General features: G+C 72.4%; 20 protein-coding genes and 1 riboswitch. Of the genes, 5 read left to right on the forward strand and 15 right to left on the reverse strand.

Annotated features, from left to right (window positions below; translation table 11 throughout):
- Positions 1–5 precede the first annotated feature (5 nt).
- From cobJ to cobM, 3 genes are read right to left on the reverse strand one after another with little or no spacing between them, the layout of a single operon-like run.
- The gene (gene cobJ, locus AB0I51_RS25750; RefSeq protein WP_362978892.1) at positions 6–1,706 is read right to left on the reverse strand and encodes a precorrin-3B C(17)-methyltransferase; all 1,701 of its coding nucleotides are present in this window, start codon (positions 1,704–1,706) and stop codon (positions 6–8) included.
- Positions 1,703–2,941, reverse strand: a complete 1,239-nt coding sequence (gene cbiE, locus AB0I51_RS25755; protein ID WP_362978894.1) for a precorrin-6y C5,15-methyltransferase (decarboxylating) subunit CbiE — start codon at positions 2,939–2,941, stop codon at positions 1,703–1,705. The genes cobJ and cbiE overlap by 4 nt, the downstream gene beginning before the upstream one ends.
- Positions 2,938–3,762 (reverse strand): precorrin-4 C(11)-methyltransferase, encoded by an 825-nt coding sequence (gene cobM / locus AB0I51_RS25760; protein ID WP_362978896.1) that lies wholly within the window; start codon positions 3,760–3,762, stop codon positions 2,938–2,940. The genes cbiE and cobM overlap by 4 nt, the downstream gene beginning before the upstream one ends.
- Positions 3,763–3,872: 110 nt before the next feature.
- Here cobM and AB0I51_RS25765 point away from each other — a divergent pair, with 110 nt between their 5' ends.
- Positions 3,873–4,601 carry a ZIP family metal transporter gene (locus AB0I51_RS25765; RefSeq protein ID WP_362978898.1) on the forward strand — a complete coding sequence of 243 codons (729 nt, stop codon included), beginning with the start codon at positions 3,873–3,875 and terminating at the stop codon, positions 4,599–4,601.
- Positions 4,602–4,612: 11 nt separating this feature from the next.
- Here AB0I51_RS25765 and cobI read toward each other — a convergent pair whose 3' ends face one another.
- The 10 genes from cobI to AB0I51_RS25815 form a co-directional block, all read right to left on the reverse strand.
- The gene (gene cobI, locus AB0I51_RS25770; RefSeq protein ID WP_362978900.1) at positions 4,613–5,359 is read right to left on the reverse strand and encodes a precorrin-2 C(20)-methyltransferase; all 747 of its coding nucleotides are present in this window, start codon (positions 5,357–5,359) and stop codon (positions 4,613–4,615) included.
- Entirely contained in the window at positions 5,344–6,837 is a 1,494-nt protein-coding gene (locus tag AB0I51_RS25775) for a cobyrinate a,c-diamide synthase (protein WP_362978902.1), read from the reverse strand. Before AB0I51_RS25775 ends, cobI begins: the two co-directional genes overlap by 16 nt.
- Positions 6,837–7,436, reverse strand: coding sequence for a cob(I)yrinic acid a,c-diamide adenosyltransferase (gene cobO, locus AB0I51_RS25780; RefSeq protein WP_362978904.1), 600 nt, complete (start codon positions 7,434–7,436; stop codon positions 6,837–6,839). The genes AB0I51_RS25775 and cobO overlap by 1 nt, the downstream gene beginning before the upstream one ends.
- Positions 7,436–9,430 (reverse strand): putative cobaltochelatase, encoded by a 1,995-nt coding sequence (locus AB0I51_RS25785; RefSeq protein ID WP_362978906.1) that lies wholly within the window; start codon positions 9,428–9,430, stop codon positions 7,436–7,438. The genes cobO and AB0I51_RS25785 overlap by 1 nt, the downstream gene beginning before the upstream one ends.
- A complete protein-coding gene (gene cobN, locus AB0I51_RS25790; protein WP_362978908.1) occupies positions 9,427–13,080 on the reverse strand; it encodes a cobaltochelatase subunit CobN in 3,654 nt (1,217 codons plus the stop codon). Before cobN ends, AB0I51_RS25785 begins: the two co-directional genes overlap by 4 nt.
- Entirely contained in the window at positions 13,077–14,588 is a 1,512-nt protein-coding gene (locus AB0I51_RS25795; RefSeq protein ID WP_362978910.1) for a cobyric acid synthase, read from the reverse strand. The genes cobN and AB0I51_RS25795 overlap by 4 nt, the downstream gene beginning before the upstream one ends.
- On the reverse strand, positions 14,585–15,526 hold the full coding sequence (locus tag AB0I51_RS25800) for a cobalamin biosynthesis protein (RefSeq protein WP_362978912.1): 942 nt from the start codon (positions 15,524–15,526) through the stop codon (positions 14,585–14,587). The genes AB0I51_RS25795 and AB0I51_RS25800 overlap by 4 nt, the downstream gene beginning before the upstream one ends.
- Positions 15,527–15,625: 99 nt before the next feature.
- Positions 15,626–15,768: riboswitch (cobalamin riboswitch) on the reverse strand.
- 134 nt (positions 15,769–15,902) lie between these two features.
- Positions 15,903–16,124, reverse strand: a complete 222-nt coding sequence (locus AB0I51_RS25805; protein ID WP_359605563.1) for a hypothetical protein — start codon at positions 16,122–16,124, stop codon at positions 15,903–15,905.
- 33 nt (positions 16,125–16,157) lie between these two features.
- On the reverse strand, positions 16,158–17,417 hold the full coding sequence (locus AB0I51_RS25810) for an inorganic phosphate transporter (RefSeq protein WP_362978914.1): 1,260 nt from the start codon (positions 17,415–17,417) through the stop codon (positions 16,158–16,160).
- 98 nt (positions 17,418–17,515) lie between these two features.
- Positions 17,516–18,268 (reverse strand): lysozyme, encoded by a 753-nt coding sequence (locus tag AB0I51_RS25815; protein WP_362978916.1) that lies wholly within the window; start codon positions 18,266–18,268, stop codon positions 17,516–17,518.
- Between the two features lie 196 nt (positions 18,269–18,464).
- Here AB0I51_RS25815 and AB0I51_RS25820 point away from each other — a divergent pair, with 196 nt between their 5' ends.
- The 3 genes from AB0I51_RS25820 (at position 18,465) to AB0I51_RS25830 (ending at position 21,995) form a co-directional block, all read left to right on the forward strand.
- Positions 18,465–19,196 (forward strand): class II aldolase/adducin family protein, encoded by a 732-nt coding sequence (locus AB0I51_RS25820; protein WP_362978918.1) that lies wholly within the window; start codon positions 18,465–18,467, stop codon positions 19,194–19,196.
- Positions 19,197–19,310: 114 nt separating this feature from the next.
- The gene (locus AB0I51_RS25825; RefSeq protein ID WP_362978920.1) at positions 19,311–20,438 is read left to right on the forward strand and encodes an alpha/beta fold hydrolase; all 1,128 of its coding nucleotides are present in this window, start codon (positions 19,311–19,313) and stop codon (positions 20,436–20,438) included.
- 156 nt (positions 20,439–20,594) lie between these two features.
- Positions 20,595–21,995 carry a hypothetical protein gene (locus AB0I51_RS25830; protein ID WP_362978922.1) on the forward strand — a complete coding sequence of 467 codons (1,401 nt, stop codon included), beginning with the start codon at positions 20,595–20,597 and terminating at the stop codon, positions 21,993–21,995.
- A 6-nt stretch (positions 21,996–22,001) separates the two neighbouring features.
- Here the strand turns inward: AB0I51_RS25830 and AB0I51_RS25835 are convergent, their stop codons facing one another.
- Together AB0I51_RS25835 and AB0I51_RS25840 are read right to left on the reverse strand one after the other, a co-directional pair.
- Positions 22,002–22,427, reverse strand: coding sequence for a VOC family protein (locus AB0I51_RS25835; RefSeq protein WP_362978924.1), 426 nt, complete (start codon positions 22,425–22,427; stop codon positions 22,002–22,004).
- A 131-nt stretch (positions 22,428–22,558) separates the two neighbouring features.
- On the reverse strand, positions 22,559–23,449 hold the full coding sequence (locus tag AB0I51_RS25840) for a neutral zinc metallopeptidase (protein WP_362978926.1): 891 nt from the start codon (positions 23,447–23,449) through the stop codon (positions 22,559–22,561).
- A 364-nt stretch (positions 23,450–23,813) separates the two neighbouring features.
- On the opposite strand from AB0I51_RS25840, the gene AB0I51_RS25845 reads away from it, so the two are divergent.
- Complete coding sequence (locus AB0I51_RS25845; protein ID WP_362978928.1) at positions 23,814–25,412, forward strand: ABC-F family ATP-binding cassette domain-containing protein; 1,599 nt, start codon at positions 23,814–23,816, stop codon at positions 25,410–25,412.
- Positions 25,413–25,432: the final 20 nt, after the last annotated feature.

The following is a 25,432-nucleotide window of genomic DNA, read 5'->3' on the forward strand; positions in this document are numbered from 1 at the left end:
GCTGATCACTTGACCACCTCCTGCGGAGCCTGCCAGCGGTACCCGCGCGGTGTCACCATGCGTCCGGCGATGTCCCGGGTGGCCGTGTTGCCGACGGTCACCACCGTCATCATGTCCACCATCGCCGGATCCAGCGCCGCCAGTGTCGTCAGACGGCTGGATTCGTCCGGCCGCGAGGCGTTCCGTACGACACCGACCGGCGTGGCCGGCTCCCGGTGCTCGGCGAGGATCGCCAGCGCCTTCGGGAGCTGCCAGTCGCGGCCCCGGCTGCGGGGGTTGTAGAACGTCACCACGATGTCCGCCTCGGCCGCGGCCCGCACCCGGCGCTCGATGATCTCCCACGGCGTGTGCAGATCGGAGAGGCTGATCGACACATGGTCGTGGCCGAGGGGCGCCCCGAGGATCGCGGCGGCGGCGAGCGCCGCCGTCACGCCCGGGACTCCGACCACGTCGATGTCGTCCGAAGCCTCCGCCAGCGCGGGCGAGGCCATCGCGTACACCCCGGCGTCACCGCTGCCGATCAGCGCGACCGCCCGGCCCTTGCGCGCCTCGGCCACGGCGGTACGGGCCCGCTCCTCCTCGGCGCCGAGCCCCGACTCCAGGACCAGCGTCCCGGGCCGCAGCAGATCGCGGATCTGGTCGACGTACTGGTCGAGCCCCACCAGCACGGCAGCGCGCCGGAGTTCGGCCTTGGCGCGCGGGGTGAGCAGGTCCCGGGCGCCGGGTCCGAGCCCGACCACCGCGAGCCGCCCGCGCGCGAGCCGCCGTACGACGGCACAGGTCGCCATCGCGGGCCGCCCGTCGGCGCGCTCCGACTTCCTCTTGGGGACGAGGAGTTCGCCCCCGCCCACGAGCGCGGCGGCCTCCGCCACGGACGGGGTTCCCACGGCGGCGAGGGGCGCCTCGGACGGATTGGGCACCTGCACGGCCGCCAACTCCTCGGCGGAGTGCGTCACCAGCGGCACCCCGAGCCGCCGGGCCGCCTCGACGATGCCGGGCTCGTCCGACTTGGCGTCGACGGTGGCGAGTTCGGCGAGGGACGCGAGGGACAGCCCGGCGTCACGCACCGCGCCCTCGACGAGCCCCAGCACCTCGTCCACCGGCGCCCCCCTGGATGCGCCGACCCCGACGACGAGCGACGGCGGCCGGAGTACGACCTCCCGCTCCGCGGGCTCCACGGCGCGATCGGTGACCCGGACGACGTGGGCGCCGTGGTCCGACACCTTCAGCGGCGGCAGCGGCCACGCCAACTCGGCCTCCAGGGCCACCGGTTCGCCGTCGAGCAGAGCCCGCGACACCCCGGCGACGTCCCCCTCCACCGGGAACCCGAGGGTGTCCAGGCCTGGCACGCCGACCGCGTCCGTGGCCGTGGTGACGACGGGCTGTGCGGACAGCAACTCGCCCACCTCCAAGGCGAGTTCATTGGCCCCGCCGTCGTGCCCGCCGACCAGCGACACGGCGAAGCGGCCGCCCTCGTCCACGCACACGACTCCGGGGTCGGTCCGCTTGTCGCCCAGCAGCGGGGCGATCAGGCGTACCACGGCCCCCGTGGCGAGGAAACAGACCAGCTGCTCGCACTCCGCGAACGCGGCCCGGACGGCGTCCCCGACGGGACCCTCGTACACGCGCGTACGGTCCGGCCACGCGGCGGCCAGCCGGTCCCGCGCCGTCGCTCCCGCCGCGGTGGCGGAGATGAGGCCGATCACTGAGCAACTCCTTCAACAGATGCCGGAGGCCGGACGCCCCACAGCAGAAAAACGGGGTTGGTCGCCGCCAGCCGGGTCACGTCCCCCGGCAGCGGCGCGAGCCGGGACGACTGCAACAGCACTCCGTCGACCGCGAGTCCGGCACCGCCGAGCGCCTCGCGCACCGCCGGTACCCGGTCGAGCGCGGCCATCGCGACGACCACGGTCCGCCGGGCCCGTCGAGCGCACGCGGTGACGATGGCGGGCAGTTCGCGCCCGCCCCCGCCGACGAACACGGCGTCGGGGTCGTCCAGGTCGGACAGCACGGTCGGCGCCGCTCCGTGCACGGTGTGCACGTCGACGCCGTGCGCCTCGGCGTTGGCGCGGATGCGCTCGACACCGTCCCGGGTCTTCTCGACGGCGGTGACGGCGGCGCCGAGCCGGGCGCACTCGACGGCCACCGAACCGGACCCGGAGCCGATGTCCCAGACCAGTTCGCCGAGCCGCGGCCCGAGCCGGGCCAGCGCCAGCGCCCGTACCTCGAACTTGGTGATCATCGAGTCCCGGTGCTCGAACTCCCGCTCGTCCAAAGCCCATTGGGCCGGCCCGACGGCGGCCCCCGCGACCGTCCGCACGCCACCCGGGCCCCGCGACTCGTCGAGGCACAGGATCACGCTCGCCGCCGTACCCCAGTCGCGGGCGGCGGCCTCGGCGGGCGTGACCCGTTCCACCTGTTCCTCCCCGGAGCCCAGCGCGGACGCGACGACGAGGACGCGTCCGGTGGTGCGGTGGGTGAGGGCGGCGCCCAGTTCGGCGGGTCCGGCGCCCGGTCCGGTGAGCACGGCGACCTTGGGATGCGCGCGGCATGCGTTGACCGCCGTACGGAGATCGCGGCCGTGCGCGCTCACCACGACCGCGTCGTCCCAGGTCAGGCCGGCGCGGGCGAAGGCGGTGGCGACGGAGGAGACACCGGGCCGTACGTCGAGGGCGTCGGCGCCGAAGCGTTCCGCCAGCGCCCGTGCGATTCCGAAGAACCCGGGGTCCCCGGAGGCCAGCACGACGACCGGCTCGCCCTTCCCGACGTACGCCTCGATGGTGTCGAGGGCGGGCGCGAGGGGGCCGAGGACGATCTGCTCGGCACCGTCCGGGAGCGTGGCGGCGGCCAGATGGCGCCGGCCGCCGACGACGAGCCGGGCAGCGGCGAGCACGTCGTCCGCGACCGGCGTGCCCGTCCCCGTACCGACGACCGTGATCACGTGCTCGCACCCCGCGAGCGCAGGGCCCGGCGGGCCTCCGGGTCGGCCTTGCGGTAGCCGTGGAAATGGCCGGGGTGGTACAGGTGCGAGCGGGTGCCGTGGGCGCCGAGGGCCGGGCCGACCAGGAAGAGGGTGTGCTTCCAGAGCTTGTGCTCCTTGACCGTCTCCTCCAGCGTGCCGACCGTGCAACGCACGATCAGTTCCTCGGGCCAGGTCGCCTGGTAGGCGACGACGACCGGGGTGTCCGTCGGATAGCCGCCCTCCAGCAGTTCACGCACCAACTGCCCACTGCGCGCGGCCGACAGGAAGATCGCCATGGTCGTACCGTGGCGCGCGAACTCCCGCACCTCCTCCCCGGGAGGCATCGGCGTCTTGCCGCCGCCGAGCCGGGTGAGGACGACGGACTGCGCGACCTCGGGGATCGTCAGCTCGCGCTGGGCGAGGGCGGCCACGGCGGAGAACGCGGAGACGCCGGGCACGATCTCGGTCTCGATGCCGATCGCACGGCACCGGTCGAGCTGTTCCTGCGTACCGCCCCACAGGGCGGGATCGCCGGAGTGGATGCGGGCGACACGCAGCCCCTCCGCCACGGCCCGCTCGTACACGGCGACGACGTCCTCCAGGGACATCGTGGCCGAGTCCAGGATCTCGGCGCCCTCGCGCGCGTGGTCGAGGACCTCCGCCTGGACCAGGCTGGCCGCCCAGATCACCACGTCGGCCTCGGCGATGGCGCGCGCGGCACGGAACGTCAGCAGGTCGGCGGCGCCGGGGCCGGCACCGACGAAGGTCACCTTGCCGGTGGGGGCAGCGGCATCGGCCATGGGGTCGGATCCTCTCAAGCGGGACAAACAGAACGGGAACGTCAGTGCACGTGGGGGCGGAGTGGTCCAGGATGTGCGCGAACAGGGGTTGATCGGATAGCAAGGGGACTATGGCGGTCTTCGTCGCGCTCGGCGCGTTCCTGATGACGCTGGCCGGCGGCTGGACGGCACAGCGCGTGACCGACCGCCGCCATCTCGTCCTGGGCCTGGCCGGCGGCCTGATGCTGGGCGTGGTCGGCCTCGACCTGCTGCCGGAGGCGCTGCGCGCGGCGGGCCGCGAGGTCTTCGGCGTACCGGCCGCCCTGCTGCTCTTCGTGGCCGGCTTCCTCGTGGCCCATCTGGTCGAACGCACGCTCGCCGCCCGCCAGGCCGCGCACGGAGCCGACGAGAGCAACGGGCGCGCGCCCGAGGTCGGCCTCACGGCGGCTGCCGCGATGGTCGGCCACAGCTTCATGGACGGGGTCGCGATCGGCGCCGCGTTCCAGGTGGGCGGTGGCATGGGCACGGCGGTCGCGCTCGCCGTCATCGCCCATGACTTCGCGGACGGCTTCAACACGTACACGATCACGAGCCTGTACGGCAACGCCCGCCGCAAGGCGATCGCGATGCTGGTCGCGGACGCGGCGGCCCCGGTGGCCGGCGCCGCCTCGACGGCGTACCTGACCATCCCGGCCCCGCTGCTCGGCGGCTATCTCGGCTTCTTCGGAGGCGTGCTCCTCTACCTCGCCGCCGCCGAGATCCTCCCCGAGGCCCACCACGAACACCCCGCACCCGCGACTCTGCTGTGCACGGTCGCCGGAGCGGCGTTCATCTGGCTGGTGGTCGGCCTGGCCGCCTGATCTTCGGGTCGTCACAGTTTCCCGCCCCGCCCGCCCTCGCGCCGCGCGGGGGCGATGAGCGTCGACAGATAGGGCAGCGGCTCCCCGTCCAGTTCGGCGGCCGGCCGGATCGACTCCTCGGGCAGCCCGAGCGCCGACCCCCACACCGCGTCCCCGATCCGCCCGGTCTCCCGCAGCGCCTCGGCGACCTCGGCCGCCTGCCGCCCGAACTTGTACGCCACGACCGTCCCCGGCCCGGCCAGCGCGTCCTTGAGCACGGCGGACCCGGCGGTCACCGGCACGAGCGTCAACGGCTCGGTCCCTTCGGTGAGTACGGCCCCGGAACGCGCGGCGAGATCCTGCATCGCGGTGATCCCGGGCACGGTCTCGACCACCACTCCCGGCACCGACTCCCCGATGGTCAGGGCGAGATAGGTGAAGGTGGAGTAGACGTTCGGGTCCCCGATGGTGGCGAACGCGACGACGGGATGCGCGGCGAGCAGCTCGGCCACCTTCGCCCCCGCCGCGTCCCAGGCGGCCTCGCGCCGCGCCCGGTCGGTCCGCTCGTTGAGCGCGAACACGACCCGCAGCACCTTCTCCTGGGGCACATAGTGCAGCACGGTGGCCTCGGCCCGCCCCCGCTCACCCGTGTCCATCACGGGCACGACGACGACATCCGCCTCCCGCAGAGCGTTGACGCCCTTGACGGTCACCAGCTCCGGATCGCCGGGACCCACCCCGACTCCGATCAACCTGCTGCTGCTCATGACGTCCGGCACCTCTCCACGAACCGACGGGCCACACCGGGCTCGGCCGCCCAGTGCGTGTGCAGATAACTCGCGTGCACACCCTGTTGTACGAAACCTTCGACCCGCCGCTCGGGGGCGTGCATCCCCCAGGCGGGAGCCGCCCCCGAGCCGGGCTCGACGACGGTCCGGTGGAACTCGTGCCCGCGCATCCGCGTCCCGGCCACGGCCAGCACACTGTCGCTCAGTGCGACGGCGTCCCGATACCCCAGGGTCAGCCGCTCGCTCATCCGCGCGGTGGCATCGAGCACCCCGCACATCGGCCGACCGTCCAACTCCCGGCACAGATACAGCAGTCCGGCACACTCGGCGGCCACGGGAGCGCCACTCTCCGCGAGGGCGGAGACGGCATTGCGCAACGGCTCGTTGGCCGACAACTCGGCCGCGTACACCTCGGGGAACCCGCCCCCGACGACCAACCCGCTTGTCCCGTCCGGGAGTTGCTCGTCGCGGAGGGGGTCGAACACGACGACCTCGGCACCGGCGGCGGTGAGGAGCTCGGTGTGCTCGGCGTAGGAGAAGGTGAAGGCGGGGCCGCCGGCGACGGCGACTCTTGAGCGAGGTTGTGCATGCTCAGCCCGTCCGGCGTTCGAGGACGAGGCCCCTTCGGGGCCGAAGCGGGAGTCTGGGGGCGCAGCCCCCAGGGACGATGGGGGTCCCCCCGCTCGAACGAAGCCGAGAGTGGGGGAGGGCAGGGGCGGCGGGGGCGAAGAAGCCAGAGCCTCAGCCGCAGCCCAAGCCGCACAGGACAACGCACCGGCACTACGTGCCAGCGCCATCAACCCCTCAAGATCACACCCGGCGGACACCTGTGCCCCCATCGCCGCGACCGCATCCACCGCCGCAGCCCGCCGCTCGGCGACCGGCACCAACCCCAGATGCCGCGACGGCGTGTCCACCTGCGGCGCCCGCCGCAGCACACCCAGCACCGGCACCCCCGCCGAGTCCAACGCCTCCCGCAACAGCGCCTCGTGCCGGTCCGACGCGACCTTGTTGAGGATCACGCCCCCGACCCGCACCTCCGGATCCCAGGACGCGAACCCGTGCACCAGCGCGGCGACGGACCGGGACTGCGAGGACGCGTCGACGACCAGTACGACCGGCGCCCGCAGCAGCTTCGCCACCTGGGCCGTGGACGCCAACTCCCCTTCGCCCGCGGCCCCGTCGAACATCCCCATCACACCCTCGACGACGGCGAGATCACACCCCCGCGACCCGTGCGCGAACAGCGGACCGACCAACTCCGGCCCGCACAGGTACGCGTCGAGGTTCCGCCCCACCCGCCCGGTGGCGAGCGCGTGGTACCCGGGGTCGATGTAGTCCGGCCCGACCTTGTGCGGGGACACGGCGAGCCCCCGCGCGGCGAACGCGGCCATCAGCCCCGTGGCGACGGTGGTCTTGCCGCTGCCCGATGAGGGCGCGGCAATGACCAGCCGAGGCACGGAAGACATCACCACTCGATGCCCCTCTGCCCCTTCTGCCCCGTGTCCATCGGGTGCTTGACCTTCGACATGTCGGTCACGAGATCGGCGAAGTCGACCAGCTTCTCCGGCGCGTTCCGCCCGGTGATCACCACGTGCTGCGTCCCCGGACGGTCCCGCAGTACGGAGATCACCTCGTCCGTGTCGACCCAGCCCCAGTGCATCGGGTACGCGAACTCGTCGAGCACGTACAGCCGGTACGTCTCGGCGGCGAGATCCCGCTTGACCTGCTCCCAGCCCTCGCGCGCCTTCTCCTCGTTGTCCATCTGGGAGTCGCGCTGCACCCAGGACCAGCCCTCGCCCATCTTGTGCCAGTCGACGGACCCGCCCTCGCCGGAAGCCCCCAGCACCCGAAGGGCGTTCTCCTCGCCGACCTTCCACTTCGCCGACTTGACGAACTGGAACACCCCGATCGGCCACCCCTGGTTCCAGGCCCGCAACGCCAGCCCGAAGGCGGCGGTGGACTTGCCCTTCCCGATGCCCGTGTGCACGACCACCAACGGCCGGTTGCGCCGCTGACGGGTCGTCAGTCCGTCGTCCGGTACGACACTCGGCTGCCCCTGCGGCATTACGCGGCCCTCCTCTGTACGTCCTTGACCAGCCCGGCGATCGAGTCGGCCCGCAACTCGTCCAGCGTCACCGCCGTACCCTCCAGCTCACCGGCCAACTGCCGTGCCAGACCCAGCCGTACGGGCCCGGACTCGCAGTCCACGACCACGGAGGCGACCCCGTCGGCCGCGAACAACCGCGCCGCCCGCCCGGCCAGCGCGACCGGCTCAGGACCACCGGTGGCCCGCCCGTCGGTCACCACGACCACCAGCGCCCGCCGCGCGGGATCCCGCAACCGCTCCACCCGCAGCACGTCCCGCGCCTTCAGCAGCCCGGCCGCGAGCGGAGTCCGCCCACCGGTCGGCAACGACTCCAGCCGTACGGCGGCGGCGTCCACGGAGGAGGTCGGCGGCAGGGCGACATCGGCGGCGGACCCCCGGAAGGTCACCAGACCCACCTTGTCCCGCCGTTGATACGCGTCGAGCAGCAGCGACAGTACGGCGCCCTTGACCGCGCTCATCCGCTGCCGGGCCGCCATCGACCCGGAGGCATCCACGACGAACAGCACGAGGTTGCCCTCACGCCCCTCCCGCGTCGCCTGCCGCAGATCGTCCCGGCGCACGACCAGACCGCGCCCGGCCCGCCCACGCGCCAGCTGATGCGGTGCCGCCGCCTGCACGGTCGCCGCCAAGTGCAGCTTGGTGAGCGCCCCTCGGGGCCGCCGGGCCCCCGTGGTCCGCCCGTGCTCGGTCCGCGCCCGCGAGCGCCGCCCGGCGGCACCCTCGCCGATGCCCGGCACGCTCAACGCCTTGGTGCGGAAGGGTTCGGAGGCGCGTACGGGCTGCTGCTCCCCGGAGTTCTGCGGCCGACCGCCCTCGCCGGCCTCCGGCTGCGCACCGGTGTCGCCGCCCTGAGGGCCGTCCGAGTCGTCCTCGGGCGATTGCCCACCGCCGCCACCCGGGCCGTCCGGCCCGGGATCGTCGTCTTCGGGCGCCTGCTCCTGCTCGGCGAACTCCTCCAACGTGTCGTCGAGCTTGTTCTCGTCAAGTCCCGGCGCGTCGAAGGGATTTCGCCGCCTGCGGTGCGGCAGCGCGAGCAGCGCGGCCTGCCGTACGTCCTCGGCGAGCACGTCGGTCCGCCCGGCCCAGGCGGCCAGCGCGGTCGCCGTACGCGCCATCACGATGTCGGCACGCATACCGTCCACCTCGAAGGCGGCACAGGTCGCCGCGATCTGCCGCAGCGCCCCGTCGCCCAGCCGCACGGACGGCAACAGCGCACGCGCGGCGATGATCCGGGCCCGTACGGAGGACTCCTCGTCCGCCCAGCGCTCGGTGAATCCGGCCGGATCGTCGTCGTAGGCGAGCCTGCGCCGGACGACCTCGACCCGCTGATCGGGCTCCCGCGAGGCCGCTACTTCCACGGTCAGCCCGAAGCGGTCGAGCAACTGCGGGCGCAGTTCGCCCTCTTCGGGGTTCATGGTGCCGACGAGCAGGAAGCGGGCGGCGTGCCGGACGGAGACGCCCTCGCGTTCGACGTACGACGCGCCCATCGCCGCCGCGTCCAGCAGCAGGTCGACCAGGTGGTCGTGGAGGAGGTTGACCTCGTCGACGTAGAGGATGCCGCGGTGCGCGTCGGCCAGCAGGCCCGGCTCGAAGGCCTTGACGCCCTCGGCGAGCGCCCGCTCGATGTCGAGCGCGCCGACGAGCCGGTCCTCGGAGGCGCCGACCGGCAACTCGACCATGCGGGCCGGGCGTTGGGTGCCGGGTCCGGTCTCGTGCGGTCCGTCCGGGCAGGCCGGGTCGGGTGCGGCGGGGTCGCAGGAGAAACGGCAGCCGGGGACGACGGCGACCTCCGGCAGCAGCGCCGAAAGGGCGCGTACGGCCGTCGACTTGGCCGTGCCCTTCTCGCCGCGCACCAGCACCCCGCCGACCGCCGGCGACACGGCGTTCAGCAGCAGCGCGAGCCGCAGGTCGTCCTGGCCGACAACGGCCGTGAACGGAAAGGGAGTTGTCACTGGTCGTCGCCCTCCAGGTCGCCTTCGAGCTCCAGATAGGTGGCCCGCAGTCGCTCCAGCGTGTCCGCGTCCGGCCCGGCCCACAGACCGCGCTCGGCGGCTTCGAGGAGCCGTTCCGTGATGCCGCGCAGCGCCCACGGGTTGGACTTCTTCATGAAGTCCCGGTTCTCCGGGGCGAAGACGTACTCCGCGCTGAGCTTCTCGTACATCCAGTCGTCGACGACCCCGGCCGTCGCGTCGTAGCCGAAGAGGTAGTCGACGGTCGCCGCCATCTCGAAGGCGCCCTTGTAGCCGTGCCGCCGCATCGCTGCCATCCAGCGGGGGTTGACCACCCGGGCGCGGAATACCCGGTGGGTCTCCTCGCCGAGCGTGCGCGTCTTCACCTGGTCCGGAGTCGCCGAGTCGCCGACGTACGCCTCGGGGGAGGCGCCGGTGAGGTGGCGGACCATGGCGACCATGCCGCCGTGGTACTGGAAGTAGTCGTCGGCGTCGACGAGGTCGTGCTCACGGGTGTCGACGTTCTTCGCCGCTACGGCGATTCGGCGGAACGCCGTCTCCATGTCCCCGCGTGCCGCCCGCCCGTCCAGGCCGCGCCCGTAGGCGTAGCCGCCCCACACCGCGTACACCTCGGCGAGGTCCGCGTCGCTGCGCCAGTTGCGGGCGTCGATCAGCGGCAGCAGACCGGCGCCGTACGCGCCCGGCTTGGAACCGAAGATGCGGGCCGTCGCACGGCGGCGGTCGCCGTGCTCGGCGGTGTCCTCGTCGGCGTGCGCGCGGACGTAGTTGGACTCGGGGGGTTCCGGCAGGTCGGCCACGGCCCGTACCGCGTCGTCGATCAGTCCGACGACGTGCGGGAACGCGTCCCGGAAGAAGCCGGAGATGCGCACCGTGACATCGATGCGCGGCCGGCCCAGCTCCGTGACCGGCACGATCTCGAAGCCGGTCACCCGGCGCGAGGCGTCGTCCCAGACCGGACGGCAGCCCAGCAGCGCGAGGATCTCGGCGATGTCGTCGCCCTGGGTGCGCATCGCCGAAGTGCCCCACACCGTGAGGCCGACGGACTTGGGGAACTCGCCGTTGTCCTGGAGGTACCGCTGCACGAGCGAGTCCGCCAGCGCCTGCCCGACCTCCCAACTCAGCCTGGACGGAATGGCCTTGGGGTCGACCGAGTAGAAGTTGCGGCCGGTCGGCAGGACGTTGACCAGCCCGCGGGTCGGGGAGCCCGAAGGCCCCGCCGGGACGTAACCGCCGTCCAGGGCCTTGAGGATGTGGTCGATCTCGTCGGTGGTGCGGGTGAGCCGGGGGACCACCTCGTCGCAGGCGAACTCCAACACCGCCACGGCGGCCGGGAGTTCGGCGCCGATGACGGAACGCACGAGCGCCGGGACGGCGGTGACGTCCCACTCCTGGGCCTCCATGCCCTCCGCGAACCGGCGGCACAGCTGCTCCAGCAGATCGATCGCGTCGGCCGCCGAACGGGCCGGTCCCTCGACGAGATCCGTCAGCTCCACCGGCACCTTCAGGGGAGCGCCGGGCTCGGCCAGCAACTCCTTCTCGTCGAGCCCGAAATGCTCCGCCAGCGAAGCCCGTAGCCCCGGCAGCGCGTTGGCCTGTCCGCCCCACACCTGCGAGGCGCGCAGCACGGCCAGCACGAGGTTCACACGAGCCTCGCCGACCGGGCCGCCGCCGAGGATGTGCAGGCCGTCGCGGATCTGCACATCCTTGATCTCGCACAGATAGCCGTCGATGTGCATCACGAACTCGTCGAACGCCGCGTCGTCCGGCTGGTCGTCCACATGCAGGTCGTGGTGCAGCTCGGCCGCCTTCACCAGCGTCCAGATCTGCGCGCGGACGGCCGGTGCCTTCGTCGGGTCCAGGTCGGACACCAGGGCGTACTCGTCGAGGAGTTGCTCCAGCTTCGCCAGGTCGCCGTACGTGTCGGCACGCGCCATCGGCGGCACCAGGTGGTCGACGACCGTGGCGTGCCCGCGCCGCTTGGCCTGGGTGCCCTCGCCCGGGTCGTTCACGATGAACGGGTAGATCAGGGGGAGTTCACCGAGTACGGCGTCCGGCGCACAGCCACTGCTGAGCCCAAGTCCCTTGCCGGGCAGCCATTCCATGGTGCCGTGCTTGCCCATGTGGATGATCGCGTCCGCGCCGAAGCTGTCGTCCAGCCACCTGTACGCGGCCATGTAGTGGTGCGACGGCGGCATGTCGGGGTCGTGGTAGATCGCGATCGGGTTCTCCCCGAAGCCGCGCGGCGGCTGGATCATCACGACGACGTTCCCGAACTGGAGGGACGCGAGCACGATGTCGTCGCCGTCGACGTAGAGGCTGCCCGGCGGCTCGCCCCACGCGTCCGACATCCTCTGCCTGAGGTCGGGTTCGAGCTTGTCGAACCATGCCCGGTAGTCGGCGAGCGGTACCCGCGCGGGCGCGGCGGCCAGCTGCTCCTCGGTGAGCCACTCCACGTCATGCCCACCGGCATTGATGAGCCGGTGGATCAACTCGTCCCCGTTGTCGGGGTGTTCGTCGACTCCGTACCCGGCGTCCCGCAGCGCGTCCAGCACCCGGATCGCCGACGCGGGCGTGTCCAGGCCGACCGCGTTGCCGACGCGCGAGTGCTTGGTCGGGTAGGCGGTGAAGACGACCGCGAGCTTCTTCTCGGCGTTCGGCTTGTGCTTCAACTTCGCGTGCCGTACGGCGATTCCGGCGACCCGCGCGGCCCGCTCGGGGTCGGCGACGTAGACCGGGACGTCGTCCGGGCCCTGCTCCTTGAAGGAGAAGGGGACGGTGATCAGCCGCCCGTCGAACTCGGGGATCGCGACCTGCATCGCCGCGTCCATGGGGGAGAGGGCGGCGTCGGACTCGTCCCAGGCCGAGCGGGACGACGTAAGGCAGAGTCCTTGCAGCACAGGCACGTCGAGGTCGGCGAGCGCGCCGATGTCCCAGGCCTCCTCGTCACCGCCGGCCGAGGCCTGCGAGGCGTGCGTACCGCCCGCGGCGAGGACGGTGGCGATCAGGGCGTCCGCCCTGCCGAGGATCTCGTACAGCCCGGAGTCGGCACCGCGCAGCGAACCGCAGTACACGGCAAGGGCGTTGGCGCCCTTCGCCTCGATCTGTTCGCACAGGGTGTCCACGAAGGCCGTGTTGCCGGAGAGGTGATGCGCCCGGTAGAAGAGCACGCCGACGGTCGGGCGGCCCTCGACGAAGGCACGCTCGCCGTGGACGCCGAACTCGGGCATCTTCTGCGGCGCTTCGAAGCCCTCGCCCGTGAGCAGCACGGTGTCCGAGAGGAAGCGGGCGAGTTCGGTGAGGTTGTCAGGCCCGCCCTCGACGAGATAGCGCAACGCCTCGGCCACCACACCCGCCGGTACCGACGACTCGGCCATCAGCTCGGCGTCGGGGACGGTCTCCCCGCCCAGCAGCACGGTCGGGATACCCGAGGCCTTGAGCGCGGCGAGCCCGTCCTCCCAGGCCCGCTTGCCGCCGAGCAGCCGTACGACGGCGATGTCCGCGCCGGCGAGGAGCGCGGGCAACTCCTCGGAGGCGTCCACGCGGGACGGGTTGCCGATCCGGTACCCGGCGCCGGAGGCACGCGCCGCCAGCAGATCCGTGTCGGCGGTCGACAACAACAACACTGTGCTCATGCGGGCGCTCCCGGTGGAATGAAAGGCAGTCCTTGTGGCGCGCCGGACTCGATGAGCCGCCACAGCGCGTCCGTGTCCGCGTGCTGTTCGATCAGGTCGCCGAGCCGGTCGAGCTGCTCCTCGCGCAGCGCGGCGAACGAGGTGTCGGCGGCCGGTACGAACCGGCGCCCCGCGGCGGCGGCCACCTCGCGCAGGAACGCCCGCCGGAACCCGTCCGACTCCAGCGAACCGTGCCAGTGGGTGCCCCAGGTCCGACCGACCCGGCAGCCGTCCAAGAAGGCTTCCCCGCCGGTCAGTTGGGCGACACCGTGATGGATCTCGTACCCCTCCACCCGCTCGCCGAGGGCTTCGCCGACGGGTCGGGTGAGGGTCTTCTCGTGCGCGAACCGCACGCGCAGGGGAAGTACTCCGAGTCCGTCGACCGAGCCCCGCCGGCTCTCGACCTCGTCGTCGATGTGCTCGCCGAGGATCTGGAAGCCGCCGCAGACGCCGAGGATCGGCCGCTGTTCGGCGGCCCTGCGGACGAGGGCGTCGGCGAGACCGCGCTCCCGCAGCCACTCCAGCGCCTGCACCGTCCCCCGGGTCCCGGGGATCACGACGAGATCGGCGTCGGCCAGCTCCTCCGCCCGGTCCACGAACCGCACCACGACACCCGGTTCGGCGGCCAGCGCGTCCACGTCCGTGAAGTTGGACATGAGCGGGATCGCGCAGACGGCGACCCGCAGCACGTCCTCGCCGACCGGCGGCGCGGTGCTGGACTCGCGGACGGTCCCGCGCAGCGAGATGCGCAGCCCGTCCTCCTCGTCGATGCCGAGCCCGTGCCGGAACGGCAGCACGCCGTACGTCCGGCGCCCGGTGAGGCCGTGCAGCATCTCCAACCCCGGCTCCAGGAGAGACACATCGCCCCGGAACTTGTTGACGAGGAACCCGGCGACGAGGGCCTGATCCTCCGGGCCGAGCAGTGCGACGGTCCCGAAGAAGGAGGCGAAGACGCCGCCGCGGTCGATGTCCCCGACGACAAGAACGGGTAGCCCGGCATTGCGTGCGATACCCATGTTGACGATGTCGGTCCGCCGCAGATTGATCTCGGCGGGACTGCCCGCCCCCTCGCAGATCACCGCGTCATACGTGCCCCGCAACTCGGCGAGACAGTCCAGCACGGTGCCGAGCAGCGCCTCCTGCCGCCCGCCGTGATAGCCGCGCGCACTCATCTCGCCCACGGGCCTGCCCATGAGCACGACCTGACTGGTGCGGTCGCCGCCCGGCTTCAGCAGCACGGGATTCATCAGCGCGGTCGGCTCGATGCGGCAGGCCTGCGCCTGCATGGCCTGCGCCCGGCCGATCTCGGCACCTTCGCGCGTGACGAACGAGTTGAGGGACATGTTCTGCGCCTTGAAGGGCGCGACCTTCACGCCCTGCCGCACCAGCCACCGGCAGATCCCGGCGGTGACGACACTCTTCCCGGCGTCCGAGGTGGTGCCCGCGACCAACAGCCCGCCGCCGCTCATGACTTCCGTCCCTTCACCAGCAGCCGCCCGGCGACACTGACCCCGAACGCGAGCCAGCCGACGCGCCGGGACAGCCGTACGGCACGGTCTATGTCCGGTACGGCGACGGCGCGCCCGTCGCCGTTGAGCACGGGCCGGTGCTCGACCCGGCCGCCGTAGGAGAGCGTCCCGCCCAGTCGCACGCCGAGGGCACCCGCGAAGGAGGCCTCCACGGGACCGGCGTTGGGGCTCGGGTGCTTGCGGGCGTCGGTGCGCCAGGCGTGTACGGCACCGCGCGGGTCGCCGCCCGCAACGGTCGCGAGGGCGGCGGTGAGGCGGGCGCCCGGCCAGCCGGCCACGTCGTCGAGGCGGGCCGAAGCCCAGCCGTAGCGACGGTACTTGGCCGACTTGTGGCCGACCATGGCGTCCAGGGTGTTCACGGCCCGGAAGCCGAGCAGACCCGGGACACCCGCGATGCCGCCCCACACCAGGGCGCCCACCACCGCGTCGGAGGTGTTCTCGGCGACGGACTCGACGACGGCCCGGGCGATCCCGTCGGCGTCGAGGGCCTGCGGGTCGCGGCCGCAGAGGTGCGGCAGGCGCGCCCGCGCGGCCTCGATGTCACCGGCCTCCAGCGCCCGCCCGATGGTCCCGGCCTCGCGCGCGAGCGAGGTCCCGCCGACGACCGCCCAGGTGGCGGCGGCGGTGAGGGCGGCAGAGGCCGTACGGGACGGTCGCAGGGCCGAAGTGGCTACGGTGGCGAGGGAGACGGTGCCGCCCACGCACACGGCGGTGTGCAGGGCGCCCCAGCCTCGGTGGTCGCGCCACAACAGCTGTTCCACGGCACCTGCGGCGCGGCCGAACGCGGCGACCGGATGCCCGCGGCGGGGATCGCCGAGCAGATGGTCGCCGAGAAGGCCGGCGGCGGCGCCGTACGCGAAGACGCGATCGGCACGCATCGGCTCAGCCGGTCGCTGAGTCGGACACTGCGCTGGTACGGGACCTCGAACGGCAGCCGAGCATGGCGATATGTCCTCACTCAGGGTGTCCACGCCCTGGTTCGACGAGACCGGCGGTGAGAGTTCCTGGCTCCCGGGGTTGTCTACCCCGGTGACAGTGGCGGGACCGCGCCGGATTCGCACCGGCTTCCTCTCCTGCCGCCGTACATGGCTCCGGCAGTCCACCACGGGGTTGGAAGGGGCGTCAACTTGCTGTTGACCTGCGGGGGAGGAGTGTGCTGATGCCCACACGCGGGTCGTCGGAGGGGGCACGAAGACGTGGGGTGCGGTTCGGTGATCCGTCCCGCACCCCACGGTGGGTCCAACTGGCGGCCGGTCAGGCCACGATGATGTAGATCCCGTACGCCACCGCCGCCGCGCAGGCCGCGAAGCAGGCGTACGCGCCGGTCAGGGCGAGGGTCGCGGAGTCGCCCTGGGCGGTGGCCCGTTCGCGGCGCGAGAGGGCGGTGATGCCGAGGGTGAAGACGGCCACCAGGGCCACGGTGACCACGAGGCTGACGCCGAAGACGGAGCCGAGGGCTGCCCAGTCGATGTCCATGCTGATTCGTTCCTTCCAACCGGGGGCGCGGGCTCAGACGGCGGCGGCCGGCGGGGTCGCCGGGTCGGACTTCACGACGGGGGCCGGGGTCGCGGGCGGCGAGGGGATCGTCGCCGTGAGGCCTTCGGAGAGGGCGACCGACGGGGGCGGGGTGACGGCGGCGATCGCGGCGGTCACCACACCGGCAGGCTCCTCGAACTCGTTGACGTTCGAGGCGTCGACCACCTGGCGGCGGGAGAGCAGCCAGATCGCGGTGCTGGAGGCGATCAGGAAGACGGCCACCAGCGCGGTGCCCCAGTCGCCGAGGTCGGTCACGGACTCGGCGAGCGCCCCGACCAGCGCGGCGGCCGGCAGCGTCAGACCCCAGGCGACGAACATCCGGGTGGCGGTCGACCAGCGGACGACACCGCCCTTGCGGCCCAGGCCGGCACCCATCACGGAGCCGGAGACGGCGTGCGTGGTGGAGAGCGAGAAACCGATGTGCGAGGAGGCCAGGATGACCGCGGCGGCGCTGGTCTGGGCGGCGAAGCCCTGCTGCGGCCGGAGGTCGGTCAGGCCCTTGCCCATGGTACGGATGATGCGCCAGCCGCCGATGTAGGTGCCCATCGCGATGGCGAGGCCCGCGGAGAGGATGACCCAGGTGGGCGGGTCCGAGTCGGGGGCGATGGAACCGCCGGCGATCAGCGCCAGAGTGATGATGCCCATCGTCTTCTGCGCGTCGTTCGTGCCGTGGGCCAGCGAGACCAGTCCGGCGGAGGCGATCTGGCCGACCCGGAAGCCCTTGTCGGCGGCCTTGCCGTCCGAGTTCCGGCTCAGCGTGTACGAGAACCGGGTGGCGAGCATCGCCGCGACACCCGCGACGATCGGGGCCGCGACCGCGGGCAGGAGCACCTTGGTGACCAGGACGTCGCCGTGGACCGCGCCGGTGCCGGCCGAGGCGATGGTGGCGCCGATCAGACCGCCCATCAGGGCGTGCGAGGAACTGGACGGCAGGCCGACGAGCCAGGTCACCAGGTTCCAGAGGATCGCACCGACCAGGGCGGCGAAGATGACCTCGGGACGGATGCCGCTCTCATCGACGAGACCTTTGGAGATCGTGTTGGCGACCTCCACGGAGAGAAAAGCGCCCACCAGGTTGAGGGTGGCCGACATGGCCACCGCGACCTTGGGCTTGAGTGCACCGGTCGAGATGGTGGTGGCCATCGCGTTGGCGGTGTCGTGGAAACCGTTCGTGAAATCGAACGCGAGTGCGGTGACTACCACAATCGCGAGAATCAGCGAGAAGCTTTCCATTTACCCAGGCAATCGTTCGAGGTCATTGTTGCGTTGACCGTAGGAAACCTGGGTGAACGGAAGATGAACTGAGGGGGTCTCCAAAGTGTCTGTACGGGCTAGTAGCCGCGGGCGAACTTCTTCAGTTGGCTCAAGGACCCGTTGAAGAGGTTCTGATCACCCGGGAGGCCGCCGCTGTTGTCGTACTGCCAGAAGGTCCAGTACGACCAGCCGGCGGGCAGCGGGCCCGTGTCCGCCGACTCGTGGCGGGCGATCCACAGCGCGTGTGTCGAGGCCAGGGCGGTGCTGCCGCCCGTGCAGGTGTTCCACCAGTGGGCGGTCGTGTAGATCACCGGACGACGGCCGGTCTCCCGCTTCACCTCGGCGCTGAAGGCCTTGATCCAGCTCACCGTCCTCGCCTTGCTCAGGCCGTAGCAGCCGTGCTTCTTGTCGTACGGGTTGTATTCGATGTCGAGCGCCGGCGGCAGCGTCCAGCCGTCCGCCTTCCAGCCGCCGCCGTGCGCCACGAAGTACGCGGCCTGGGTCGTGCCCGACGACTTGTCGGGGAGCGCGAAGTGGTAGGCGCCCCGGATGATGCCGGCTGCCCGGGCGCCGTTGTACTGCTGGGTGAAGTAGGGGCTGACGTAGTCGGTGGACTCGGTCGCCTTGACGTAGACGAAGGTGGCGCCCTTCGCCTTCGCGCTCGGCCAGTTGACGTTCTTCTGGTGCGAGGAGACGTCGTGGCCCTTGGCGGGGCTCGCGGCGGCGGCCGGAATCTCGGCGAGCGCGAGCGCGGTTCCGCCGGCGGCGAGCGCAGTGACGGCCGCGACGAGGCGGGCGCGATGACGGGACGGTTTGCGATCACGGGCCATGTTTCCCCCGGGAATGGCGGCGTGTACGACAAATCCCCCAGAGGCTATTGGAAGATCTGTCGACGCCGATCGGTCTCCGGCCAAGCGGCCTGAGTGGGCGTTACATGCCTATATGTACTCTTTCGGAGATGCGGCTTCCGGCTTAAAGTGCCCGCGCCCGAGCGCGTGTTGGAGAACCGGCTGGCAGGATCGCGGCATGGCTGAGCGGCGGCGGGACGAGCGGGGCGGACGGGAAGTCGGGGAGGGCGCACAGGCTGTGGGGGAGCCGTGGCGCAGGCGTGTGCGCCCCGAGGAGGCGCAGGCCTGGGGCGAACTCGTCGCGACGGCCCGCCGGACGGTGTCCGACGGCCTGGTGGTCGGCACCTCCGGGAACGTCTCGGTGCGCGTCGGCGACATCGTCCTGGTCACGCCTTCGGGCGTGCCCTACGACCGGCTGACACCCGACGACACGGTCGGCGCCGACCTCGAAGGCCGACAGGTACTCGGCACCCTCCTCCCGACGAGCGAACTGCCCATGCATCTCGCCGTGTACCGCAGCACCGACGCCCGCGCCGTCGTCCACACCCACGCCGTCCACGCGACGGCCGTCTCGACCCTCGTCCCCGAACTCCCCTCGATCCACTACATGTCCGGCGCCCTCGGCGGCCCGGTCCGGGTTGCCCCGTATGCGACATACGGCACCGAGGAGTTGGCCGAGAACATGCTCCAAGCCCTCGCCGACCGCTCCGCCTGCCTCCTCCAGAACCACGGCACGATCGCCTACGGTGCCTCCCTGGACCAGGCGTTCGACCGCACGGCCCAGCTGGAGTGGATGTGCCGGTTGTGGCTGACGGCGTCGTCGGTGCCCGGGCTGTCGCCGACGCTGCTGTCGGGGGAGCAGGTGGCGGAGGCGGGGGAGCGGTTGCGGGGGTATGGGCAGCGGGGGTGACCCGCCCGCGGCGCCTCTCGCTCGCTTCGGCGGCCCGCGATACCTTCGCGGCCCGCGTCGACCCTGTGCCGCCTTCGGCTGGCCGCCGGGCGGGTCCGCCGGGACACTGGAGCCGTGCGCACAGTCAAAGCGACGGCCGCGGCCGTCTCCGTGGCCCTCGCGGCCGGTGCGGTGGGCGTCGCCGCCGGGCGGTACGCCAGCGACGCCGCGCTGAAGGCGCCGCCCGGCCGTCCCCTGCCGACCGAACCCCGGCTCACGGTGCACGCCACCGCCGCCGGGCAGATCACCCTCACCCGGGACCTGGCCTCCCTGCGCCCCGGCATCTACGGCCTCGCCGGTGACGGCTCCCACGCGGTCGTCGGTCACGTGATCGACACCGCGCCCCACTCCGCCGACGCCGTCGTACGCCGCCTCGAACGCGTCACCCACGGCACCCTGCACCCCCGCGACAAGGTGTGGCTCACCCCCAACGTCCACATCGGCAACCCGAGCGCCGCCCTCGGCCTCGACCACGCCGACATCGACATCCCCGGCGAACTCGGCTCCCTGCCCGCGTGGTTCGTACCCGGCGCGCGCAGCACCTGGGTGATCGCGGTGCACGGCCTGGCCACCACCCGCGAACTCGCCCTGAACGTCATGGAGTTCCTGCACCGCAACCGCTTCCCGGTCCTCGCCCCCGCCTACCGCGGCGACCTCGGCGCACCCCGCAACCCCGACGGCCTCGGTCACCTCGGCGAGACCGAGTGGCGCGACCTGGACGCGGCGATCCGCTACGCCGTGCGCTACGGCGCCGAGCACGTCGTCCTGTACGGCTGGTCCACCGGCGCCACCATGGCGTTGCGCGCCGCCGCCCACTCCGGGATGCGCAACCGCGTCTCCGGCCTGGTGCTGGACTCGCCGGTGCTCGACTGGGAGACGACGCTGCGCGCCCTCGCCACCGCCCGGCGCACCCCGGGCGCGCTGCTGCCGCTCGCGGTCCGCGCCGCCCAGGGCCGCACCGGTCTGCACGGCGACCGCATCGCCGAGGCCGCCGACCCCGCCCGGCTCAAGGTCCCGACCCTGATCTTCCACGGCCCCGACGACACCGTCGCCCCCTGGTCCCTCTCCCGGCGCTTCGCCGCCCGGCGCCCCGACCTGATCACCCTCCAGCCGGTCGCCCGGGCCCCGCACGGCGCCATGTGGAACGCCGACCCGGCCGCCTACGAGGAGATCCTGCGCCGCTTCCTGACTCCGCTGATGTGACCCCGGCCCACCCCCCTCCCACCTTCCGTTTAGCCCTGTACCACTGGCCTGAACCAGGCCCCCAGCAGCCCGCGGGACCCCCTGCCCGGGCCCTCCCCGTCGCCCGCCGTGACATTCCGTTTGGGTTTTCGGACCGTCAACCGGAAGACTGCACCCGTGACGTCCCGTATCCCGCGCGACTCCAGGCTTCGACTCGTTCGCCCGCGACCCCTGGCCGCCGCCCCCCGAGCGATGAACCAGCGGCGCTCGCGCCGCCCCGCGCCCCGTCCTCCGGAGGGCACACCGGCCCCCGCGGAACTGGCCAGAATGGCACGCTCCGGCCTGGCCGGCGCGGCCCGCGTCGCCCACTGGGCCGACGCCGCACTACGCCCCGGCCGTGACGGCGCCGGCCCCGACGGCAAAGGCACCCTCTCCGAAGCGACCGCCGAACTCGCGGCCGAGGACTTGGGCCTGACCCCGGCTCAGGTCCGCGCCGACTGGGACACCGCCCGCCTCGCCGGCCTCGTCGAGGTGCACGGCGACAGCGCCCGCCCCGGCTGGCGGCTGCGCGCCTGGGACCGCGACGACAGCGCCGTCCTGCGCGGCTGGGTCGCCCTCTTCGACGCCTGGTCGCTCGCCCACCCGGAACCCCGGGATTACGAGCCCTCCGCCGTCGCCGAGGTCGTCTCGGCCATGCCTCAGGTGCTCTCCTTCCTCCAGCTGTCCGCCGGGCCCGTCCCCGTCGCCCAGCTCCTCGACCTCCTCGGACAACGCGTCACCGAACTGCGCACCGAGCGCTGCGAGATCCCCTACGGCCCGCAGCCCGAGCCGGTCCAGCAGCCCCCGGCCGACGACACCCCTCTCGACGCCCTCCTCGACTGGGCCCTGCACGCCCTCGCCTCCGTCGGTGCCCTCACCTACGGCGACGGCCAGGCCACCCTCACCCCGCTCGGCAGCTGGGCGGTCTGGGTCAAGCTGGAGCAGATCTGCGTGGCCGCGCAGAGCCCCGCCGGGAACATCGAGCAGTCCGCCGAGGACATGCTCCGCGGCTGCTCCCAGCTCCGCCCGAACGCCGCCCGCGCCGAGTACCGCGCCTGGCTCGCCGCCCGCACCGTGGGCAGCGCGGTCGGCGAGCTGATCGATGCCGCCCGCGGCGAGGACGCCCTGCTGCGGGGCCTCGCCTTCGAGGCGCTGCGCGTCGTCGGCGCCCCCGCCGAGCCCGACGTCCGCGCGGCGGTGGACGACGCGACGCTGCGGCCGTACGCCCTGCTGTGGCTCGCCGAGCACGACGGGATCGACCCGGAGGACGCCCACGAGGTCCTCACCCGCGAAGAGGCCACCTGGATGTGGGTCGACACCGCCGCCGCGGTCGCCGACCACGGGGAGGCCCCGCTGCTCGTGCGCCACCTGGAGTCCGCGATCCAGCCGACCGTCCCCATGCTCCTCGACGAGGTGCGCGCCGTGGGGCACCCGCGCACCGTGCAGGTCCTGGTCGCGCTCGCCGCGGCCCACCCCGACCCGGCGCTCGCCAAGGCCGTACGCCGGGCTGCCTTCCAGGTGCACACGGGGGGCAGCTAGGCGGGGTCAGGCACCTGCCGTCCCGGGTATCTCCGGGGCGTAGGCACCGAAGCTCCAGATGTTGCCCTCGATGTCCCGGGCCATGTAGTCCCGGGATCCGTACTCCTGGTCCGTCGGGGGCATCAGGATCTCCGCGCCGTGCTCCACGGCCCGTCGGTGGTGGGCGTCGACGTCGTCCACGACGACGTACACCCCGACGGGTCCCGCGGTCTTCATCGCCTCGTCGAAACGCCCGCCGCGGCCCTTGGAGCCGAGCATCACCGCGCCGTTGCCCTGCACCAGCTCGGCGTGCATCACCGAGCCGTCCTCGCCCTCGTACACCGCGAGTCCGGTGAAGCCGAAGGCCTCCGTGAGCTGCCGGATCGCCGCCTTCGCGTCCGTGTACAGCAGGGACGGGTAGATGCTGGGACGCCCGCTGTCCTTGCCTGCCATGCCCATCACTTCCTTGCGCATCCGGTGTTGTCAGGTGCCGTGTGCTTTTGCTGTCTTTCCGCTGCTTCGATCGCTTTCGACGAGTCTTGCACCCGCCACTGACAACGCCCCGCGAACCGGCGCCCCGACCCTCAGTGGAAGGTGTCGCACTGCGCCATGTCGCCGGTCCGGTAGCCCTGGTGGAACCACTGCTGCCGCTGCGCCGCCGAGCCGTGCGTCCACGTCTCCGGCGTGACCCGGCCCTGGAATCGCTCCTGGATCCGGTCGTCGCCCACGGCCGCCGCCGCGTCCAGCCCGTCCCGGATGTCCGCCTCCGTGAGGCTGGTGATCAACGGCCGCCCGGTCGACTCGTCCTTCGTGGTCGTCGCGTGATGCGCCCAGACCCCCGCGTAGCAGTCCGCCTGCAGCTCCACCCGCACCGCGTTGCTGTTCGCACCGGTCCGCCCGTCCTGCGCCCTGCCGAGCGTGCCCATCAGGTCCTGTACGTGGTGCCCGTACTCGTGGGCCACGACATACGCCTGCGCGAACGGGCCGCCGCTGGAGCCGAACTTCGTCCGCAGCTCGTCGAAGAACCCCAGGTCCAGATAGACCTTCCGGTCGCCGGGACAGTAGAACGGCCCCACCGCCGAGGTCGCCGTCCCGCACGCGGTGGCGACCTGCCCGCTGAAGAAGACCGTGGGGGAGCGGGTGTACGTTCCGCCGCGCCGCCGGAACTCCTGCGCCCAGAAGTCCTGCACGCTGTTGACCACCGCCACGACGCGGCAGTCCTCCTTGGTGTTCGCGTCCTGTCCGGTGCGGCAGCTCGACTGCACCTGGGCCGGTGAGGACGCGGTCGCCACGGCTGAGTCGCTGCCCGACGACAAACCGAGGTTGTCCGGGCCGACACCGAAGAACAGTCCCAGGAGCAGCGCGATCAGCCCCGCGAGTCCCCCGCCCACGGTCGCGCGTCCACCGGGAATCCGGCTGCCGCGCACGTCCTGCACCTCGGAGGTGTCCAGAGCGGCATCGTCGTCGAACTGCATGGGCCCCGCTCTCCGCGCGTGTGGACCCCCCTGGCGCCATCCTCGCCCGCCGTCCGCGCGGAGGCGCCGGGCGAGGGACCGAACGGGGGACGCCCGCCCCGGGCGCGTGCCGTTCGTCACGGCGCGGCGCCGCTCGTCGCCCGGCCGCGTCCGGGCGCCGGCCCGGACCGCCCAGCTCATCGCCGTGCACCGTGTGGGCCGGATCACCCAGGGTCGCGCGCCCCCGGCAACGACCCGCCGTGGACAGAAAAAACGCTTGCACCCGCCCGTTAGACTTGGCCTATGGCCATTCTCCTCGCGCATTAGACGGCGGGAACGTCCTCAGCCGCCCCTTCCGCCTACGACCCCGCTCTGGAGTCTGACCGTGATCTCCGCCTCCGGTATCGAACTGCGCGCCGGTGCCCGCGTCCTCATCGAGTCCGCGACCTTCCGAATCGCCAAGGGCGACCGCATCGGCCTGGTCGGCCGCAACGGCGCCGGCAAGACCACCCTGACCAAGGTCCTGGCCGGTGAGGGCCAGCCCGCCGGCGGCACCGTCACCCGCTCCGGCGAGGTCGGTTACCTCCCGCAGGACCCCCGCACCGGCGACCTGGACGTGGTCGCCAGCGACCGCATCCTCTCCGCGCGCGGCCTGGACACCCTGATCCGCAAGATGCGGGAGAACGAACAGCGCATCGCCAACGGCAGCGGCGCCACCCGCGACAAGGCCATGCGGCAGTACGAGCGCCAGGAGACCGAGTTCCTCACCAAGGGCGGCTACTCCGCCGAGGCCGAGGCCGCCACCATCGCCGCCGCGCTGAACCTGCCGGACCGCGTGCTCGGCCAGCCCCTGCACACGCTCTCCGGTGGTCAGCGCCGCCGTATCGAGCTGGCCCGCATCCTGTTCTCCGACGCGGACACGCTCCTGCTCGACGAGCCGACGAACCACCTCGACGCCGACTCGATCGTCTGGCTGCGCGACTACCTGAAGACGTACCGCGGCGGGTTCATCGTGATCTCCCACGACGCCGACCTCGTCGAGACCGTCGTCAACAAGGTGTTCTACCTGGACGCCAACCGCGCCCAGATCGACGTCTACAACATGGGCTGGAAGCTCTACCAGCAGCAGCGCGAGGCGGACGAGAAGCGCCGCAAGCGCGAGCGGCAGAACGCCGAGAAGAAGGCCGCCGCCCTGCACTCGCAGGCCGACAAGATGCGCGCCAAGGCCACCAAGACGGTCGCCGCGCAGAACATGGCCAAGCGTGCCGACCGGCTGCTCGCCGGGCTGGAAGCGGTCCGTGTCTCCGACAAGGTCGCCAAGCTGCGCTTCCCGGAGCCCTCGCCCTGCGGCAAGACCCCGCTCATGGCGGAGGGCCTGTCGAAGTCGTACGGCTCCCTGGAGATCTTCACCGATGTCGACCTGGCCATCGACAAGGGCTCGCGCGTCGTCATCCTCGGCCTGAACGGCGCCGGCAAGACGACCCTCCTGAAGCTCCTCGGCGGTGTCGAGGAACCGGACACCGGTGAGGTCATCAAGGGGCACGGCCTCAAGCTCGGCTACTACGCACAGGAGCACGAGACCCTCGACCCGGAGCGCACGGTCCTGGAGAACATGCGCTCCGCCGCCCCCGACCTGGACCTGGTCGAGGTCCGCAAGACGCTCGGCTCGTTCCTGTTCTCCGGCGACGACGTCGACAAGCCCGCCGGAGTCCTCTCCGGCGGCGAGAAGACCCGCCTGGCGCTCGCCACCCTGGTCGTGTCCGCGGCGAACGTCCTCCTCCTGGACGAGCCGACGAACAACCTCGACCTGGCCAGCCGCGCGGAGATCCTCGGGGCACTGAGCACCTACAAGGGCGCCGTCGTCCTCGTCACCCACGACGAGGGAGCCGTGGAGGCTCTGCAGCCGGAGCGGATCATCCTGCTGCCGGACGGTGTCGAGGACCTGTGGGGCGCGGACTACGCGGATCTCGTCGCCCTGGCCTGATCGCCCCGGCTTGATCGAAT

The organism is Streptomyces sp. NPDC050549 (genome assembly GCF_040655035.1).
Taxonomy (GTDB): Bacteria; Actinomycetota; Actinomycetes; order Streptomycetales; family Streptomycetaceae; genus Streptomyces.